Annotated in this window: 16 protein-coding genes; 7 read left to right on the top strand and 9 right to left on the bottom strand. The window is 57.0% G+C overall.

All coding sequences use genetic code 11. The features are described from left to right. Nucleotides 1–29 precede the first annotated feature (29 nt). Together GJA01_RS10280 and GJA01_RS10275 are read right to left on the bottom strand one after the other, a co-directional pair. Nucleotides 30–983 (bottom strand): nucleoside hydrolase, encoded by a 954-nt coding sequence (locus tag GJA01_RS10280; RefSeq protein WP_010503074.1) that lies wholly within the window; start codon nt 981–983, stop codon nt 30–32. Beyond that, complete coding sequence (locus GJA01_RS10275) at nt 980–1,231, bottom strand: DUF3297 family protein (RefSeq protein WP_062022112.1); 252 nt, start codon at nt 1,229–1,231, stop codon at nt 980–982. The genes GJA01_RS10280 and GJA01_RS10275 overlap by 4 nt, the downstream gene beginning before the upstream one ends. 128 nt (nt 1,232–1,359) lie before the next feature. Here GJA01_RS10275 and GJA01_RS10270 point away from each other — a divergent pair, with 128 nt between their 5' ends. From GJA01_RS10270 to GJA01_RS10260, 3 genes are all read left to right on the top strand, one after another. After that, on the top strand, nt 1,360–2,544 hold the full coding sequence (locus GJA01_RS10270) for a lipase family protein (RefSeq protein ID WP_062503804.1): 1,185 nt from the start codon (nt 1,360–1,362) through the stop codon (nt 2,542–2,544). Beyond that, a complete protein-coding gene (locus GJA01_RS10265; protein ID WP_062503805.1) occupies nt 2,541–3,344 on the top strand; it encodes an SDR family NAD(P)-dependent oxidoreductase in 804 nt (267 codons plus the stop codon). The genes GJA01_RS10270 and GJA01_RS10265 overlap by 4 nt, the downstream gene beginning before the upstream one ends. A 79-nt stretch (nt 3,345–3,423) precedes the next feature. After that, the gene (locus GJA01_RS10260; RefSeq protein WP_062503807.1) at nt 3,424–6,729 is read left to right on the top strand and encodes an efflux RND transporter permease subunit; all 3,306 of its coding nucleotides are present in this window, start codon (nt 3,424–3,426) and stop codon (nt 6,727–6,729) included. 4 nt (nt 6,730–6,733) lie between these two features. Here GJA01_RS10260 and flgA read toward each other — a convergent pair whose 3' ends face one another. The 6 genes from flgA to GJA01_RS10230 all read right to left on the bottom strand — a co-directional run bounded on the left by flgA (nt 6,734) and on the right by GJA01_RS10230 (nt 12,957). Then, nucleotides 6,734–7,717, bottom strand: coding sequence for a flagellar basal body P-ring formation chaperone FlgA (flgA, locus tag GJA01_RS10255; protein WP_062503809.1), 984 nt, complete (start codon nt 7,715–7,717; stop codon nt 6,734–6,736). A 2-nt stretch (nt 7,718–7,719) separates the two neighbouring features. Continuing rightward, entirely contained in the window at nt 7,720–8,511 is a 792-nt protein-coding gene (flgG, locus tag GJA01_RS10250; protein ID WP_007284063.1) for a flagellar basal-body rod protein FlgG, read from the bottom strand. Between the two features lie 33 nt (nt 8,512–8,544). Further along, the gene (flgF, locus tag GJA01_RS10245; protein ID WP_010503060.1) at nt 8,545–9,285 is read right to left on the bottom strand and encodes a flagellar basal-body rod protein FlgF; all 741 of its coding nucleotides are present in this window, start codon (nt 9,283–9,285) and stop codon (nt 8,545–8,547) included. A gap of 75 nt (nt 9,286–9,360) precedes the next feature. Then, a complete protein-coding gene (locus tag GJA01_RS10240; protein WP_062503811.1) occupies nt 9,361–10,533 on the bottom strand; it encodes a GNAT family N-acetyltransferase in 1,173 nt (390 codons plus the stop codon). 118 nt (nt 10,534–10,651) lie between these two features. Beyond that, nucleotides 10,652–11,119: a RidA family protein gene (locus GJA01_RS10235; protein WP_010503058.1), complete on the bottom strand. Its 468-nt coding sequence runs from the start codon at nt 11,117–11,119 to the stop codon at nt 10,652–10,654. Nucleotides 11,120–11,181: 62 nt separating this feature from the next. Beyond that, on the bottom strand, nt 11,182–12,957 hold the full coding sequence (locus tag GJA01_RS10230; RefSeq protein WP_062503813.1) for a chloride channel protein: 1,776 nt from the start codon (nt 12,955–12,957) through the stop codon (nt 11,182–11,184). A 131-nt stretch (nt 12,958–13,088) separates the two neighbouring features. Here GJA01_RS10230 and GJA01_RS10225 point away from each other — a divergent pair, with 131 nt between their 5' ends. Next, nucleotides 13,089–13,859: an alpha/beta fold hydrolase gene (locus tag GJA01_RS10225; RefSeq protein WP_062503815.1), complete on the top strand. Its 771-nt coding sequence runs from the start codon at nt 13,089–13,091 to the stop codon at nt 13,857–13,859. Here GJA01_RS10225 and GJA01_RS10220 read toward each other — a convergent pair. Next, nucleotides 13,856–14,506 (bottom strand): DNA-3-methyladenine glycosylase family protein, encoded by a 651-nt coding sequence (locus GJA01_RS10220; RefSeq protein ID WP_062503817.1) that lies wholly within the window; start codon nt 14,504–14,506, stop codon nt 13,856–13,858. The genes GJA01_RS10225 and GJA01_RS10220 overlap by 4 nt on opposite strands. Before the next feature lie 197 nt (nt 14,507–14,703). Here GJA01_RS10220 and GJA01_RS10215 point away from each other — a divergent pair, with 197 nt between their 5' ends. The 3 genes from GJA01_RS10215 to GJA01_RS10205 all read left to right on the top strand — a co-directional run. Then, a complete protein-coding gene (locus tag GJA01_RS10215) occupies nt 14,704–15,816 on the top strand; it encodes an energy transducer TonB (RefSeq protein ID WP_062503819.1) in 1,113 nt (370 codons plus the stop codon). Nucleotides 15,817–15,886: 70 nt separating this feature from the next. Beyond that, on the top strand, nt 15,887–16,801 hold the full coding sequence (locus GJA01_RS10210; protein ID WP_062503821.1) for a hypothetical protein: 915 nt from the start codon (nt 15,887–15,889) through the stop codon (nt 16,799–16,801). Between the two features lie 88 nt (nt 16,802–16,889). Continuing rightward, on the top strand, nt 16,890–17,788 hold an 899-nt coding region (locus GJA01_RS10205; RefSeq protein WP_099282362.1), incomplete at its 3' end, for a hypothetical protein.

Here is a 17,788-nt window from a genome sequence, read left to right as displayed (position 1 = left end):
AAAGTCACGGGACTGACAATGAGGAAACCCTAGGTCAGACGGGCCAGTCTTTCCGTCAGACGGGTATAAAACGCGTCGGAATCAACGTGATCAATCCACAACGCATTGGACGGACGATCGGTTACTTTCCAGAGGTCAACAACACTCTGCCCAAGGCAAAGAGGCGCCTCGACCTCAATCTCAACATTGCACTCCCGACCACTGAACAGGTCTGGCCACAGCAGCCAACCAATCGTCAGTGGATCATGAAGAGCGCCGCCTTCCCAGCCGTATTTCATCTTCTCGAAGCGATCTTCCGCTCCAAGCATCCGCACCACCATATCTCCCACGGGCGTTTTCAGGCCTGCAATCGGCGCAAGCCTGCGTGGTGTGGCGATAGCGCGATGAGTGACGTCCAGCGGCAGAAGCGTCGTGGGAATGCCCGCAGCCATCACGATTTTCGCGGCATGAGGGTCAACGAAGAAATTGAACTCGGCGGTTGGTGTAATGTTGCCGCCTTCCCGCTGCGCGCCGCCCATCGCGACAAGACGGGCAATTTTTGGCGCGATATCGGGGGCATGCGTCAGGGCGTGCGCCAGATTGGTCATCGGGCCAAGACAGACAAGCGTGATGCTGCCTGCGGGCTCTTTCCGAAGCACATCGACAAGATGCGTCGCCGCATCAATCGCCCGCGCCCGAAGCCGGGGTTCAGGCAGGTTTGCCCCCCCCATTCCCGTTTCCCCATGCACATGCTCGGCACTGATGGGCGCCTTGTGAAGCGGGCGTGCCGCTCCAGCATAGACAGGGACTTCCTCGCGTCCTGCCAGTTCAAGCAGGGCACAGGCGTTCTTGGTCGTCTGGGAAAGCGGTACGTTACCGGCGACGGTCGTGATCGCGTCCACCTGCAATTCTGGCGAGGCCAGCGCCAGCAGAATCGCCACGGCATCATCCTGTCCCGGATCCGTGTCAATAATGATCCGGCGTGGGCTGACCTGCGTCATCATGCGTCTTTCGCGTCGTCCTTGAACCAGGCTTCAACCGGCCCGGTGACCTTCAGCGTCATTGGGCGGCCCTTACGGTCAACAGCCTTGCCTACGGACAGACGAGCCCAACCTTCGCTGATGCAATATTCCTCAACATTGGTCTTCTCTTCGCCCTTCAGACGAACACCAACACCGCGCATCAGAACGTCTTCGTTGTAGTACGGGCTGTCTGGGCTGGCGCACAGACGATCGGGAGGGGTATCGCTCATGGTCTATCCTTTTCTTACTGTGCCTCTTCTGTAGCGCCGGATGGCCAGTCCTCCAAGTCAGGAAGGCTCCCCGCAGACAACCTCCGCTGCTATGATGCGTTTTCCTGCGCTGGAGATCACAAGCAGCCATGACCCTGACCCGTTTTTACAAGACACTCGGTACAACCGCTCTTTTCGGACTGTCCCTCGCTCTTCTCTCAGGCTGCGCGTCTCAGGACGATGGGGATTCGTACTCGCTGAGCGCACCGGTCGCCGCCGGACAGGCCATTCAGATCGATCATATGATCTCCCATATTCCGGGACAGGCCTGGCGTCTGACTTACCGGAGTTCGGATGCCCGAAATCCGAAACAGCTTGTGCGCGTGTCCGCCGAGGTTCTGATCCCGCGTGGCACACCTCCGGCTGGCGGCTGGCCTGTTCTTGCATGGGGTCATGGCGAGAGCGGCCTTCACCTGACCTGTGCACCCTCTGTCATGGGTCTGGGAACCGTGCAGGAGCATTTCTACGCGCCATGGCTGCAACAGGGTTTTGCGATCGTGGCAACGGATTATCCGGGCCTCGGAGAACCAGGGGATGCCCTGCTGCTCAATGCGCGTTCTGAAGGCATGAGCATGCTGGACTCTGTCCGCGCCGCCCATGCCCGCTTCCCGTCCATCTCCCTGACAACCGTTCTCAGCGGTCATTCGCAAGGCGCGCAGACCGCCCTTGCAGCAGCCGCCATGGCCGCAACTTATGCACCGCAACTGCATATCGTCGGAACGGTCGCTGTCGCTCCGCCTTATCTCGACGCGCAGGGTGTTCAGGATCTTCTCCATCCGCGCAATCCGCACAGTTTCTCGCCAGCCGTGCCCGAACTTCTGTCCTTGGGTGCTTCCCTCTCGCAGGCCGACCCATCTTTTGATCCAAACGCTGTATTCACGACGCGGGCACTGGCGCTCATGCACGACGCTGCCACAACATGCAGTTCAGACTTCTTTCCCATGGCCCACCGCTCTGGCCTGACACCGGCCTCCACGCTGCGCCCCGATGCGGAAGCAGTTCTGACACCTGCGTTGAAATGGGCAGAATATCCCTCCCTGTCACTTTCCACGCCGGTTATGATCGCAACAGGAACACAGGACATTCATTCTTACCCCAATGAGCAACAACGTCTGGTTTCCGCCCTCTGTGCGGCCGGGACATCCGTCACCCATCACACTTATGGCGGCGCAAGCCATAATGGGACACTCAGTGCCGTAACGACAGATGCCCATACGTTTGTGCGGACTCTTATGTCAGGCCAAACGCCCCCCAGCAGTTGTCCCGCCCGGTGAAAATCCTGATCACAGGTGCGGCTTCTGGCATTGGTCGAGGGCTGGCGTGTCGGCTGGCCCGAGCAGATCACCACCTTGTACTGGGAGATTGTGACCCTAAGGGTCTGAACGAAACACGACGTCTTTGCGAAAACCTGGGCGCTACTGTCAAAACTCGCGTTCTTGATACGCGGGACCGAGAGGACATGGCCGAGTGGATTCATGCAGAAGGTACCATCCGGCTGGACATGGTCTTCGCCTGTGCTGGCATTACAGGCGGCCTTCCCCCACCCAAAACGGCTATTCCCACTCCAGAACGCGAAGATCATGCCCGTCTCATGATTGAGACCAACCTTCTAGGCTCCCTGAACACGCTATTCCCTGCCATGGACGTCATGAAGAAGCAGGCTCTTGATCCACACGGCCGGCGAGGCCGGATCTGCGTAATTGCTTCAGTAGCCGGGTTTGTGTCCTATCCCGGTACCCCGTCCTATTCTGCTTCCAAGGCAGCGCTTGACCGCTTCACGGTGGCAACCGCTTCAACACTGGAAAAATCAGGGATTACCCTAACCAGTGTCTGCTGTGGTTTTGTAGATACACCAATGGTTAGAAAAAACCGTTTTCCTATGCCAGGACTGGTTTCAACAGACACAGCCGTACGTCACATTCTCCGGGGAACACTGCGTGGTAAGCGACGTGTCACCTTCCCGAAATGGCTTGTTCTCGGCGCAAGGCTGACGGATCTTCTGCCACCACGACTGACAGAACATTATTACTGCCGCCAACCCTCGGCCCAACCCCACGGAATGCCGGATTACTGATCATTCTCATCGCACGAAATGACTTTTCGTGTCCTAATGGTAATGACCAAAAAGCCGTAATCGAGGATAAGCTGTCGGCATGAATTTCTGCCGCCTGTTCATTGATCGCCCCGTCGCGACGACCCTGATGTCCATCGCCATCTTCATGGCGGGTCTCATCTGCTATCCTCTACTACCTGTTGCGACGATGCCCGATGCAACGACGACCAACATCATGGTCGTGGCGACCCAACCAGGCGCCGACCCGCAACAGATGGCAACCTCCGTCACGACGCCGCTGGAGCGTCGTCTCGGCTCAATTGCCGATCTGCAACACATCGAATCCGATACCAGTCAGGGGCAGGCACAGATCTTTCTGGAGTTTTCTTCTTCCCGAAATATCGATGGAGCCCTGCGAGACGTTCAGGCCGCACTCAGAGCCGCACGGAGTGACCTGCCTTCCGGTACTCTGGATGACGATCCTCAGGCGTTCAAACTCGATGGAAGTGGCTTTCCGGTTTATCTGCTCAGCATCACAACCGATCAACTGACGCAGGCCGAACTGTATGATGTGGCGAATATTCAGGTCAAACCCTACCTTGCTCAGGTTAAGGGCGTTGGTCGTGTAGAAGTCGTCGGATCCTCAAACCCTGCTGTTCGCGTGGAACTCAATCCCGGCCCCCTCTACAAATGGGGTATCGGATTTGAAGATATCCGGACCGCGCTCGCCTCGGCCAATGCCTTCACCCCCAAAGGCTTCATCGACAGTCACGGCAAGCGGATGCTGCTATCCACCAACGATCAGGCGGTCAGGGCGGACCAGTATCAGGATCTGATCGTCGGCTACCGGAACAGCTTCTACCCTGTTCGCCTCAAAGACGTTGCCAAGGTCTATGACGGCGTTCAGGACGTTTATCAGACCAGTTATATCAACGGTCACCGCGCCATTACGATGGTCGTCTCAGGGCAACCTCATGCCAATACCGTCGAAATCGTCAACGGGATCAACGCCAATCTGGACAAGTTGAGAGCAGGACTACCAGGAAGCGTAAAACTGGTTGTAGGGCTGGATACGTCTCGCTCCGTCCGGGCAGCCCTCGACGATGCCAAGGAAGCCCTTGTCATCTCGGTTATTCTGGTGGTTCTGGTCATCCTGCTGTTCTTCCGGAAAGTGATGACGACCGTCATTCCTGCTGTCACTGTACCGATCGCCCTGTCAGGCACACTCGCCGCCATGGCGTATTTTAACTTTACGCTGGACGTCCTGTCCTTGATGTCTTTGACAATCGCTGTCGGGTTTGTGGTGGACGATGCGATCGTGGTGCTGGAGAACATCGCCCGTCACATGGAAAACGGAATGGACCGTTATGAAGCCAGTATTGTCGGGTCTTCCGAGATCGGGTTCACGGTCCTGTCCATCAGCGCGTCCCTCGTAGCTGTCTTCATCCCGCTTCTTTTTCTTCCGGGAACCGCAGGCTCGATCATGTTCGAGTTCTGCATGACCATGATTTCCGCCATCGTGATCTCGATGTGGCTGTCCCTTACGCTGACGCCCATGATGTGTGCACGTATGCTGGAGATTGACCATGGAACAGGCCCTCGCACTGGCCTGAGCGGTGCGATCATCCGCGTTACGGAAGCAGGTCTGGACGGCATGGTCCGCCTGTATGCACGCTCCATGCACTGGTGCCTTCGCCATACGGTCCTGATGGGTCTCACCCTTCCTCTCAGCTTCATCCTGCTGGTCGGGTCCGTCATCATCATGCCAAAGGAGTTCATTCCTGAGCAGGACATTTCCCTGATCGGCGGTCGCATCAAAGGAGATGCGACCATGTCCTTTGATGAAATTGATCGCCGATTGCGCGCTGTTGGAGCCATCGTCCAGAAAGACCCGGACATTACATCAACCACGATTTTCAGCGACGACAAGAATTCAGGTGAACTTTACCTTCACCTCAAGGAAAAGAGCGAGCGCGCTCCCGTAGCTACGGTCCTTGCCCGTATTCGCAAAGCCGTTCCGGTTCAACCAGGCGCAGACGTCATGTTCTGGAACGTCGGTGGAAACAGTCAGGGCGGAAGCGGCCAGAAGAACACCGGCGCCTACCGGTATGTACTCCGCAGCGAAGATATTGCCAGCCTGACCAGCTATCTGCCGAAGATGCTGGGGGCCCTGCGCGCATCGGGGAAGATGATCAACGTTTCATCTGCAACAGAAAGCCAGTCCGTCGCTGCCTATATTACCGTACACAGAGACACAGAAGCGCGATACGGCGTAACACCTCAGCTTATCCAGAATGTCCTGTATGACTCCTACGGTCAGGCCATTGTTTCCACCATTCATCTGCCACTCACGACACACCGTGTCATCATGGTCCTTGATCCCAAATATCGGACAGACCCGAATACGTTGCATCAGATTTGGATTTCCACCTCAGCTGGGACGGCTGCCGGTGGTGTAGCGTCAAACCTGATCCGAGCCAAAGCCTCTACCACTGCTACGGAAAGCACCTTCGCGTCTCTTGCGTCCTCATCTATCCAGAATTCTCTTGCCAACCAGATTTCCGGTAACAAATCGAGCGGTTCAGCCGTCTCGTCTGCCATGGAAACCATGATTCCTCTGGATAACGTGGCCTCCGTTCTGTGGAAGCAGCAGCCCCTCGATGTCACCCATCGTTCAGGCTATTATTCGACAGCCATCTCCTTCGATCTGGCTCAAGGTGTCACCTATGCCCAAGGTGTCAAACTGATTCAGGACACCATGAAGGAAACACACGCTCCTGACGGTATTCTGGGTGAGTTTACAGGCACTGCAGGCGATACGACCAAGGTCATGATCAATGCTCTGATCGCTTTCGCAGCCGCGATTGCTGTCATGTATATCGTTCTGGGTATTCTCTATGAGAGCCTGATCCATCCCATTACCATTCTTTCAACGCTTCCCTCCGCTGGCATTGGCGCGGTCATAGGACTGTGGTGTTTTGGGCTGCCCTTCAGCGTCGTGGCGGTCATAGGAATTATTCTTCTGACAGGTATCGTGAAGAAAAACGCCATTCTGGTCATCGACTTTGCGATCCATGCAGAACGGTCTGAAGGGTTGTCTCCCAAAGACGCTATTTTCAAAGCCTCCATCACCCGCTTCCGCCCCATTCTCATGACGTCCCTCGCTGCGGCTCTCGGAGCCGTACCGCTGATTATCGGGCACGGCTATGGTAGCGAAATGCGTGCGCCGCTAGGTGTCTCCGTGCTAGGCGGAATGATCGTGAGCCAGCTTCTCACGCTTTATACGACGCCGATTGTCTATCTCTGGATGGATGCGATTGGGAAGTGGATGCGCCGGCTGAGTGCAAAAATCATACAGCGCATTCACCGGCTGGGCCGTTCCAGCTCCCAACCGGAGAAAGCCTGATTTTTCAGAGTGTCGGCAGGCTTACCGCCTCCGGGCGGTTCCGGCTGTCAGCAGAGAGAGGTGTGATACCTGGAATGACTTCTACTTCCGTTCTGCCAATAACACGCCCAGTCAGAACCATACGGCTGCTTGCATTATAGACATGCACCATGTCGCCCTTTCCACCTGCTTCCATGACAGTGCCAGACACAGTCAGGTGCAGGCTAGACTGGGAGTAGGACAGAACGACCGGTGATCCTCTTTTGACAAGCTGCGGATGAACAAGCTGCGAAGAGGCGAGAACCTGCCCGGCAGACAGGCTGCTTCTTGTTTCCAACCCCACGGCATCATCTACCGATTGCAATGCATCATCCGGAACATCCGAAGATCTGAGCAACGTTATACTGACATCCTCAGGCAGAATGGGTTGCCCCGGCCGAACAGAATGCCGGAGCGCAACAGCCTTAACTTCCATCGTCACGGTGCCGGTAACAGGAAATGCGGTTCCTTTCCCACCTGTACTTGAAGGAATTTCCATACGAGCACTGAAATGTCCTCCTCCATGGGACGACCGATCAAGATGCAAAACAGTCGGAGCCGCTGTCTCCTGAGCAGGGACAGCCACCGGTTTAAAACCGGCCAGGGTCATTTCAACATGCGCATCTTCCGGGAAATCGAAGCTTTGCCTCAACACGGGCAGCACATCGTCTTCTTCAATCATCCGGGTTGCGCGCGTTACGGTTGTGGAGACGAGAGGCGAAGCGTCTGGCCAGTCCACCCCGAATTGAGCAGCGATCGCTGTAAGCTGAGGTCCACCGACAACGTAGTTGCCTCCCAGCGCGGGCGCATCGCCAATGTCAGCATCCTGCCCGGCGGTCAGACCAGAAAACAGATCGGACAAACGAACCCGTGGATGGTCGACGCGAATATTGGTTCGCAAAGTTGCTGCATGCACAGACCCAGAGGCGAGCAACGCCAACAGGGGTAGGCACGACAGCCCACGCACCATGATTAACGACCACCCAGATTGTTAAGGGTCTGCATCATGTCATCAGCGGAAGTGATGACCTTGCTGTTCATCTCATAAGCACGTTGCGCTGTAATGAGATCAGTAATTTCCGTCACAACATTGACGTTGGAATTCTCAACATACCCCTGCATGACACTACCGTAGCCGGTCGTGTTTGGTGTTCCCAGCATCGCGTCCCCAGACGCAGTGGTTGGCGTGAACAGGTTCTGCCCCATGGCATCCAGACCGTTCTCGTTGGTGAAAGTCGCGAGTTGGATCTGACCAACCACCGTGGAGTTATTCTGCCCGGCAACCGTCACACTCACCTGCCCGGACTGATCGATGCTGACGCTCTGAGCATTGTTGGGAATCGTGATGGTCGGGCTAAGTTGATAGCCGTCCGCTGTGACAAGCGATCCTGTATTATCCATCGAGAACGTACCGTCCCGGGTGTAGGCCAACTGCCCTGACGGAAGCTGGATCTGGAAATAACCTTTTCCCTGCACGGCAAGATCCAGAGAATTACTGGTCTGCTCCAGACTGCCCTGATCGTTGATGCGATAAATCGCCGCAGTTTTTACACCGAGACCAACCTGCGCACCGGACGGAACCGTCGTGCCCGTATCGGAAGAGCTTGTGCCGACACGACGGATGTTCTGATAAATCAGATCCTGAAACTCCGCACGTGAGCGCTTGTAGCCTGTGGTGCTCATGTTCGCGATATTGTTGGAAATGGTTTCAACGTTGGTCTGCTGGGCCTGCATGCCCGTTCCGGCGATGTCGAGTGCGCGCATGGGAAATGGATCCTTGTCCCGTCAGGAAAACTGTCAGGCTGAAACCTGAACGATTTTGTCGATTGCGTTCTGCTGGCGGGTCGCTTCGGCATTCACGAACTGCGCCATGAAATCAAAATTGCGCTGGATATCCATCATCTTCGTGACTTCAGACATCATCTGCACGTTGCTGCCTTCGAGCATCCCCTGCATGACCTGCGGGCGATCAACAGCATTCGTCGGCTGGTCAGAGCGCAGAAGATGGCTGCCTTCTGCCTGAAGCGTATTGTTGTCGCGTGCCGTCACAATTCCGATCTGTCCGGCCTCGCCGGTTTCAGTTGAAATCACACCGTCAGATGAAATCGTCAGCCGATGATCGGTTGTTGGCAGGACGATGGGCTGCCCTTCGCGATCCAGAAGCGCATTACCCGCTTCATCGACAACGGTTCCGTCCTGCTGCTTCTCAAAGCGCCCGGCACGCGTCAGTCGTACACCGTTGGCTGTCTGCACCTGAAAGTAGCCTTCCCCGCCCAACGCAAGATCGAGCGGATTTCCGGTCTGTTGCAGATCGCCCTGCTGGAAATCCCGATAGGTTGCGCGGTCCTGGGTATAAGCCTGTGTCTCGGAGCCTGTTGGCTGACTGGCGGCGTGCTGTTTGGACAGATAATCGCTGAACAGAACGCTTTCGCGCTTATAGCCAACCGTCGAAGCGTTCGACATGTTGTCCGCGACGACCGACATGGCACGTTGCTGGGCGTCCATACGCGAAAGGGCAATATAGGTACTGTTCTCCACGACTGAAGCTCCGGCATCCCGCTGTCAGGAAAGAGCTTACCCGTCAGACCCTTTCCCAATCGTTAACCGGCACGATCAGGACGAGTCGTCCTGACGATAGGGAGAATATGCCGCAAGGGCCTCTGCTTCGTCGCGAATGGCCGCCCGCTCTTCATCCAGAAACGCCGCCACCGCATTGCGCAGGCCGGGGTCGGCAATGGCATGAGCAGAATGTGTAAAGGCTGGCAGATAGCCACGCTGGATCTTGTGTTCCCCCTGAGCGCCGGCCTCAACGCGGCTCAGACCATGAGCAATCGCGAAGTCGATGGCCTGATAGTAACAAAGCTCGAAATGCAGGAATGGCCAGTCCCCTTCACATCCCCAGTTCCGGCCGAAAAGCGCATCCTGCCCCATCAGGTTCAGCGCCCCGGCCACCGGCTTGCCCTCATGCTCGGCCATCATCAGAACCACACGGTCCCCCAACCGCTCCGAGAGTATCGGGAAAAACGCCTCCGAAAGGTAAGCGCTCCCCCATTTCCGGTCGATCGTGGATTGATAGAAGCGATAGAACGCAGACCAGTCAGCAGGCGTAATCTCCTGTCCCCGCCGTGTCACGAATGTCAGTCCGCAGGACTGCGCGGACTTCCGTTCCTTGCGCACGGCCTTGCGTTTGCGGGAGGAGAGAGCGTTCAGGAAGCCTTCGAAACTGTCATATCCCTGATTGTGCCAATGGTACTGTATGCCAAGCCGTGTCAGGTATCCCGCGCTTTTGAAAGCCGCCATGGACTGTTCGTTGCAGAAGGTCGCGTGAACGGACGACAGACCTAATTGGGACGCAGCCTGCATAAGTCCCGCTGCGAGAGCCTGTCCCACAGCGTCTGGGTCTGGCAGGTCTTTCCGAAGCAAAAGACGTGGACCGGGGACAGGAGAGAAGGGCACAGCGCACTGGAATTTAGGGTAATACCGACCCCCGGCGGCTTCATAGGCCCGCGCCCAGGACTGATCGAAGACATACTCTCCCATGGAATGGACTTTTCCATAGAGAGGAGCCAGTGCCAGAATGGTTCCGTCCGGGGCACGGAGAGCAGCATGACGCACCAGCCAACCCGTTCGATCCGCAACGGAGCCACTGTCTTCGAGTGCAGATAAAAACGCGAATGAGACGAAGGGATTTTCGTCTCCGGCACAGGCGTCCCATTCAAAAGAACCAATGTCGTGAATGGACGCGTGTAGCGTCAGAGACCACTCCGGCTCCGAGGCGTTATTCATGAGGGCTGATCCTGCAAATCCATCTGACGCATCTGGGTAAACGTGTGGCTCAGATGAGAAAAAACAACCTTAGCCCTCTAAAAGTGGGAAGCCTTGAAGGCCTCCCGCATATTCGATCTCAGACGACTTCGAACAGAGCTTCGACTTCAACCGGCGCATTCACCGGCAGGCTTGGAACGCCAATCGTCGAACGGGCGTGACGACCTGCGTCACCAAAGACTTCAACAGCCAGATCAGACGCACCGTTCATGACAACAGCGTGCTCGGTGAATTCCGGCGTGCAGGCAATGAACCCGCCGAGACGCACAACGCGCTTGATGCGCGACAGATCACCGCCCAGCGCTGCTTTGGCCTGAGAAATGACGTTGATCAGGCAGGCGCGGGCGCAAGCCACACCAGCATGGTTGGACACTTCATCGCCCAGCTTGCCCGTGATGAGCAACTTGCCATCCACCAGTGGAAGCTGACCAGACACGACGAGCAGGTTCCCCGTCAGAACGGTTGTCACATAATTTGCGACTGGTGCAGCAGCTTCCGGCAGGGTGATTTCGAGAGCGGCGAGACGATCTTCAGGCGTGTTGGACATGGAAATTCTCCTGTGAATGGACTGTCATGTTGAAGCGCCAAGGCCGTAATGCCAAGAGTGCTTCACGTTGAAGCACCTTCTTCCCCGGCGAGCGTGCGACGACTGCGCTCCAGTTCCTCGGCATATCGGCGAAGCGCATGCTGTTCCGTGAGGATACCCACCACCTGCCGTGACTGGAGATCTTCGACGACGACGAGGGCATCAGCTTCTGCACGCTCGAACAGTTCCACAGCTTCGCGGACCGTCAAAAGCGGTGTGAGCATGGCATTTTCGAAGTGCGCCAAGGCCATGACGGGTGTGGCGGCTGGCGGAACAGCTTGCAGTTCCGCCACATTGACCATTCCGACATAACGCCCATCCCGATCCAGAAGAACAATCCGCTGCGCCGACCCAAGAGGAAAAAGAGCCTGCACCCTGTTGAGTGGTGTGTCGAAGGGGATCGTCCTGACCTGTCCGCGCATCATACGACGGACATTCAGGGAGCGCATCCAACCGATATCCACAGCGGAGCGAATGGACTCACCCCGAAGATGAAAGCGCCAGGTTGCGAAACTGTACCCGAACAGGCGCCGGACGGTCAGTAACGAGAGCACTGCGGCCACGAAGGTCGCGCCACTCATGGAAATACTGCCCGTCAGTTCCAGCAGCAGGCATACCATGGTCATGGGGCTGCCAATGATGGCCACTGCCATGGCACTCATGCCGATCAATGCACAGGCTGTCGGCGAAACGGGGGCCAGACCCAGCCATTCGAGTAGGGCCCCGTACACGGTTCCCGCCAGCGTTCCGAGATAGAGAGAGGCAAAGAAAAGGCCGCCCCGAAAGCCGGAGCCAATTGAGATGCAGGATGCCAGAGCTTTGAGCAACAAGAGACCCAAAGCCATCCAGGGTGTGATCCACCCGGCAAACACTACACGCATTGCATCATGCCCGGCAGACAGAACTGAAGGGTGAAGAATGGCGAGCCCTCCGACAAGACACCCGCCAACGGCAGGTTTCAGCCAGACAGGACCAGGCAGAAGCCGAAACAGTGTTTCCGTCTGGGTTACGCAGTACATGACGCCAATGGCTGTAAGTGCGGACAGTACGCTGATGATGACAACGCTGAAACTGCCATTCCATGTTAGCACGCCTGGGTCCGCGATCATGACGGCGGCAGGCATATGCCCGAACAGATGTGCGACGCCGACGCCTGCGAGCGCAGCAATCGCAACGGGAGACAGACTGACCAGCGAATAGGAACCGATGACGAGTTCGAAGGCATAAAATGCCCCGGCAACAGGAGCATTGAACGCAGCCCCGATGGCCGCGCCCGCCGCAGCCCCAACCAGAACACGCAGATCTTCACGCCGGACACGAAAAGCCTGCCCCATCCGGGAGCCCAGAGCGGCAGCAATCTGAGTAAAGCCGGCTTCGAGTCCGATAGACCCTCCAACCCCGTTGGAAATAACGGTCTGCAATGCGACGATCAGACTGTCACGGACAGACATGCGCCCGCCATGAAGGGCATTGGCTTCGATCGGATCGACGGGCCGGCGGGGCATGATTTTGCTGAAGACAACCCCAAACAGCCCCAGAGCAAGACCGCCCAGCGTCAGAACCATCAGAACACGCCAGGGAGGCAACCATGTCAGGCCAGACAGATGGCCATTCATGGTGTTGCCTCTGCCAAACAGAACACTGTGCAGAGACAGCGTCACGGTTGTTATCAGCACCACGCAAAGGCCCGATACCGCGCCAACAACCGCTGCCAGAACAGCGAGCCAGATTTCATTGGCACGAACCATCGCTCGCAACGTCACAGGGGCCAGAGCCGGATGACGCAGGAGAGAGCGCATGTGACGCTTCAGACGAAAACGCAATTCGTTACGGGCGGGACTGGTGGACAAGTGGTCTCCCCGACGGCAGGTGTAGTTCTGTTTGGCCGCAACGCTGTTTTCAATCAACTGCTGTCACGGAAGGATCATGCATGAAACTCAATGCCATCGAACGTGGGAATGGGCCGGAAACCGTTGTTTTCCTGCATGGTCTGTTTGGAAGAGCCCGCAATCTCGGGTTTCTTCAGCGGGAAGCCTCCCAGACATTCCGGACGATTGCCCTGGATCTCCGCAATCATGGGGTCAGCCCGCATGGTCCCGTGAGCTACCCCGCGATGGCACAGGATGTTCTGGAAACACTTGACGATCTTGGGATCGAGCGTTTTTCGGTCGTCGGTCATTCGATGGGCGGGAAGGTCGCCATGATGCTGGCACTGGCTGACCCGGACCGAGTAACGCGTCTGATGGTGGCGGATATGGCTCCCGCCCAGACCCAGCAGGGCCATGGAGACATGATTGCAAAACTGGATGCGATCACTTTTCCTTCAGAACTGACACGGAGTGGCGCGCTGGACCTTCTCGAACCTATTACCGGAAGCCGGGCCGTCGCCGAACTGATGGCACAGAATGTCTCTCTGGATGGCGCTCCGGGGTGGGCGATCGGATTTGATGAAATTACGCAGGGAATTGGTCGGATTGAAGGCTGGCCCGATAGTCAGACAGCGCCCTATGACGGGCCAGCCCTGTTTTTGCGTGGCGAGAATTCAAACTATGTCCGGCCCGAGCATCACGCTCTGATCCACGCTCTGTTCCCCCAGGCCCGGATTTTGACGTTGGAAGGTGCCGGGCACTGGCTGCACGCAGAGCAGCCACGCCCGTTCATTGCGACAATGATGGCGTTCCTGACCGGCCAGGGCGTTTAGCCCGTAAGTGTGTTGAGGGCAGCTTTCTTGCCTTCTTCCGCAACCCGCCAGCAATACCAGGCAAGAGCGGACCTGTGTGGAGAGAAACAAAGCGTTTCGCTCCTGAGATTTTTAGGTTTAGGGGCCGTCTCCATCTTCTTGATCCGTCGCCAGCCTTCCCGCACACCAAAATCATCGACTGGCATGACGTCCGGCCGACCCAACGTGAACATCAGCAGCATCTCTACAGTCCATCGGCCCACACCGCGTAAAGTCACAAGGCGCTGAATCAGATCTTCATCTCCAAGTGTTTCCGCCTCCAGCCGTGTCGGTACCAGACCCTCCAGCCGAGCCTGAGCCACGCCTCGCATGGCGATCTGTTTGCTTGCAGATAAACCGCAGGCCCTCAGTGTATCTTCCGGAAAAGCCAGCAAAACCTCTGGTGCTGGAGGCGGCCCAGTCTCGGACGCTGCAGGCCCAAGAAGGCACAAACGACCGAAAATCTGTCGGGCCGCCGCACCATGAAGCTGTTGTCCCGCAATGGCTCGTAACAGCGCATCATAAGGTTCCTGCCCGTCATCTCCACGCAGACGACAGGGACCAATTCTTCTGATCGCTACAGCGACATCCGGATCAATGGAAAGAGACAATATGAGAGGGTCTGTCATGACGCTGTTTTTCCTGTGAGGTCTGTGGCGCTTTGTCTCTTTCGTGAATGGCCCATTACTGCCATGATAGCATCAGACGCAACGCCAACCCCCAGACCGGATACCAGCCTGCCGGATGACAAACCCGCCCGCCCTGGTGCACAAAGCCTGGCAATGACGTGCCGCCACCTTCCCTCTTCTGAGTGCGCCCGCCCCCTATGAACGGCAGCGTACCTTCTGACAGCGCCAGATCAGGACGCCGCGAACCCAAACTGTTCGCGGGCAGAACGCGCGCGGCCACTGCGCCTGCTCATGCGCCTTCCGGTTTCCGTTCCCGACTGAGGGATTACGTTCCGCCTGCAACAGCCGTTCGCCCGGTTCTGACGCCGATGATGCGGCCGCAGACAATCGTCGAGCCGGGACCTGTCATTCCGTTCTGTATTTCTGCCGGTATTCATGCGGCAGTTTTGTCGCTTCTGCTCACGCAGCATCATGCCATGCATGGATCACCTGCTGGCAGTGAACCGCAGGTCGAGATGGTGTTCGATCAGCCACCATCCAAGAGTAGTATGCAGGGCCCGCGCGCGCATGAAGAAGGAGGGGCACCGCCGCCGCCCTCCCCACAAAGCCCGGAAGAAACCCAGCAGGAGCAGCAACAACCGGATCAGCAGCAATCCGCGCCGACGCCAGCCGTCCCCACGCCAGAAACGCCGTCGGCCCCGCCCGTACCGCAGGAACCATCTGCCGAACTTCCCAAGACAGCGCCCAGTCCGGCTCCTGTCACCCCCGGCAATGCGCCGAGCCAGCGGAGCCAGCAGACGACGCCACATAGTCATCGGGCCCATCGCTCCGTCCGGCAGAGCAACAACAATCCGCTGTCTCACCCGATGGACTATTCCTTCGGAGAGCAACCTTCGCCTTATCGTCATCGTCGTGGGCGTCCGGCAGGGTCAGGCGGCCCGATCGACATGTCTCTCGGGCCGCTCAGCATGAATGGTGCCATCAACGCGCCTTATCAGACCCGCACCAGCGTCAAGGGCGTCAGTGAAGATTATGGCAGCGAGATTGACCGCTGGATCCGCTCGCATATGTACTATCCGGAAGACGCGGCCCGGGCTGGCGAGGATGGACCGTCTTCCGTCCATGTGGTTCTGGATCGCTTTGGACATGTAAAAACTGTCCGTCTGACGGGTCAGTCTGGCTCTTATTCTCTGGATGCCGCGACCACCGGCATGTTCCAGGGCGCGCATCTGCCACCTGTTCCGCCGGACATGAAGGGCGATCACTTCGATATCGACGTGACAATCAATTATATCCTGATCCGCCGTTAAGCCACTGTTTCGACATCGTGGAAGTGTTGCCCTAAACTTCCCGATGTCCCTTTACCACTCCGGAGCCCCGATGCGCCGTTTTCTGCCTGTTCTGCTGCCACTCTGTCTGGCTGGGTGCTTTGATATGCCCCACCCATTTTCGGACCCCGGCCAGCAAGCCCGGCAATTGGCTACAGCGAATCTTCCTCCCGCTCGTCTGGCAGTTCCTACACCTGCGGATTCACTCCTTTCAGACGATGCGGCTCAACTCTGGGCGCACGCTCTGGCCGAAGCCATGGTGGCACAATCCGTTCCAGCAATTGCCCAGCCGAAGAAACCAGGAGACTGGTGGGTAAAGATGAGCGCCCACACACATAATGGCAGCGTCATTCCCCATTACGTGATCATGACGCCAGATGGTAAAGCCCGGGCAGAAAGCGATGGGCCTGCTGTTGATATGGCGGGGTGGAGTGCCGGGGATGCCATGGCACTCAAAGGCGCAGCAACACAGGAAGCTCCAGAACTAGCCAATCTTCTGACCGGCATTCAGGCAGACATGATGCAGCAGGATCAACACAGCCTGATGCACCGCGCGGCACGGATTTATTTCGCTGGCGTCAGCGGTGCCCCTGGCGATGGAGACAAGTCTCTAGCGCGTGCTTTTTATTCATCGCTACCAGATGCGACAAATTCGGTTCAGACAGAGCCCAAAGGTGCTGATTTCACTGTTCGCGGCGTTGTTAAAATTGCCGATGGTGGCTCTCTTGACGGCAAACCAGCCCAGCACATCGAAATCGCATGGCATGTTCTGACGCCAGACGGCAAGGAAGCTGGCGCCGCTACACAGCTGCACGATATTCCGGCGCACTCCCTTGATAGCGCCTGGGGAGATACGGCCATCATGGCTGCCGAAGAAGCCGCTGGAGCCGTACGGACAATCGTGACCAATTATTCTGGCCGCGAGCATACGCCTCTGCCTGTTGCTAATCCGACAACCAAAAAATAACGCGTCTGAGGCGCTTACAGAAATCTCTGTTTCATAGAGTAACGCTCCGATAAGACTTCGTGGCTTTTAAATGCTTCGGAGTTCTTGCATGCGTTCGATACGGAGTCAGGTTTTTCTGGCTGTTCTGGGACTATCTGGTCTGACTGGCTCCTCGGCCTTCGCAGCAACGGCTCCAGTGGTTGCTGTAAATCGCGAGATCGGCCTTTCCATCACTGGGTCTTTTCAGGACGCTCTGTCTTCCGACACAACATCCTATTCCGGAACCACCTCTACGAGTACGGGAAGAACGCACTCGTATGAAAGCGGGTGGAACAGCAACAGTCGGCGTATCGGATGGACGCCGGGCTTTCGTGCGGACAGTTCTGTCATGTTCGACGCTTTCGGGATCAGCAATCTCTACGCCTCTGCGCAATTTGGACTGCAGGACGGGCAAAGAAATTACAAATATCACTTTGCATCACACGCTACTGCCAGTTCTCCCTACACATTCCGTTTTGGAGGCAAGGACGACGCAAAAGCGACGTCAACGCGCGGCGAGATTGGAAAGGGCTTCCTGATGCTTTCCCAGTCGCTGCTTCTGACGCCTTTTGCTCAGGGCGGTTATCTATCCAGTGGCTTTGATAACTTTGGGGACTTTGGAAATTTCTTTGTGGGAGCGGGCCTCAAGGCAGATTATGCCCTGACTTCACGCCTCGTCCTACGCGGTCGCTTTGGCTGGTCTGCCGTTCTGAGTAGCCACACAGGGTATGACTATGGGCTGAGCTCATCGGCACATTCCCTTTGGCAGGGCGGAGTAGGCGTGGACTATCGTATGACTCAGCATCTGCACCTGACTGCTGGAGGAGATTATTCCTATACTCACCGTGCGGAGGCTGATGCCAGCAATACCAATGCTTCAAACAGCATCGGAATTTACAGTTTGGGAAGTCTTCCTCATTTTCAGAGCCAATCCAGCAGTCTGTCGAACGACGTGACATTGCATGCAGG

It is taken from the genome of Gluconobacter japonicus (genome assembly GCF_002723975.1).
Classification (GTDB): Bacteria; Pseudomonadota; Alphaproteobacteria; order Acetobacterales; family Acetobacteraceae; genus Gluconobacter; species Gluconobacter japonicus.
This window is presented reverse-complemented; position numbering and strand designations above follow the sequence as displayed.

Excerpts from the sequence above, each read along its gene's own strand:
- GJA01_RS10280 (WP_010503074.1), bottom strand. The coding sequence starts at position 983 with ATGATGACGCAGGTCAGCCCACGCCGGATCATTATTGACACGGATCCG.
- GJA01_RS10275 (WP_062022112.1), bottom strand. The coding sequence starts at position 1,231 with ATGAGCGATACCCCTCCCGATCGTCTGTGCGCCAGCCCAGACAGCCCG.
- GJA01_RS10270 (WP_062503804.1), top strand. The coding sequence starts at position 1,360 with ATGACCCTGACCCGTTTTTACAAGACACTCGGTACAACCGCTCTTTTC.
- GJA01_RS10260 (WP_062503807.1), top strand. The coding sequence starts at position 3,424 with ATGAATTTCTGCCGCCTGTTCATTGATCGCCCCGTCGCGACGACCCTG.
- flgA (WP_062503809.1), bottom strand. The coding sequence starts at position 7,717 with ATGGTGCGTGGGCTGTCGTGCCTACCCCTGTTGGCGTTGCTCGCCTCT.
- flgG (WP_007284063.1), bottom strand. The coding sequence starts at position 8,511 with ATGCGCGCACTCGACATCGCCGGAACGGGCATGCAGGCCCAGCAGACC.
- GJA01_RS10240 (WP_062503811.1), bottom strand. The coding sequence starts at position 10,533 with ATGAATAACGCCTCGGAGCCGGAGTGGTCTCTGACGCTACACGCGTCC.
- GJA01_RS10235 (WP_010503058.1), bottom strand. The coding sequence starts at position 11,119 with ATGTCCAACACGCCTGAAGATCGTCTCGCCGCTCTCGAAATCACCCTG.
- GJA01_RS10230 (WP_062503813.1), bottom strand. The coding sequence starts at position 12,957 with ATGCGCTCTCTCCTGCGTCATCCGGCTCTGGCCCCTGTGACGTTGCGA.
- GJA01_RS10225 (WP_062503815.1), top strand. The coding sequence starts at position 13,089 with ATGAAACTCAATGCCATCGAACGTGGGAATGGGCCGGAAACCGTTGTT.
- GJA01_RS10220 (WP_062503817.1), bottom strand. The coding sequence starts at position 14,506 with ATGACAGACCCTCTCATATTGTCTCTTTCCATTGATCCGGATGTCGCT.
- GJA01_RS10215 (WP_062503819.1), top strand. The coding sequence starts at position 14,704 with ATGAACGGCAGCGTACCTTCTGACAGCGCCAGATCAGGACGCCGCGAA.
- GJA01_RS10210 (WP_062503821.1), top strand. The coding sequence starts at position 15,887 with ATGCGCCGTTTTCTGCCTGTTCTGCTGCCACTCTGTCTGGCTGGGTGC.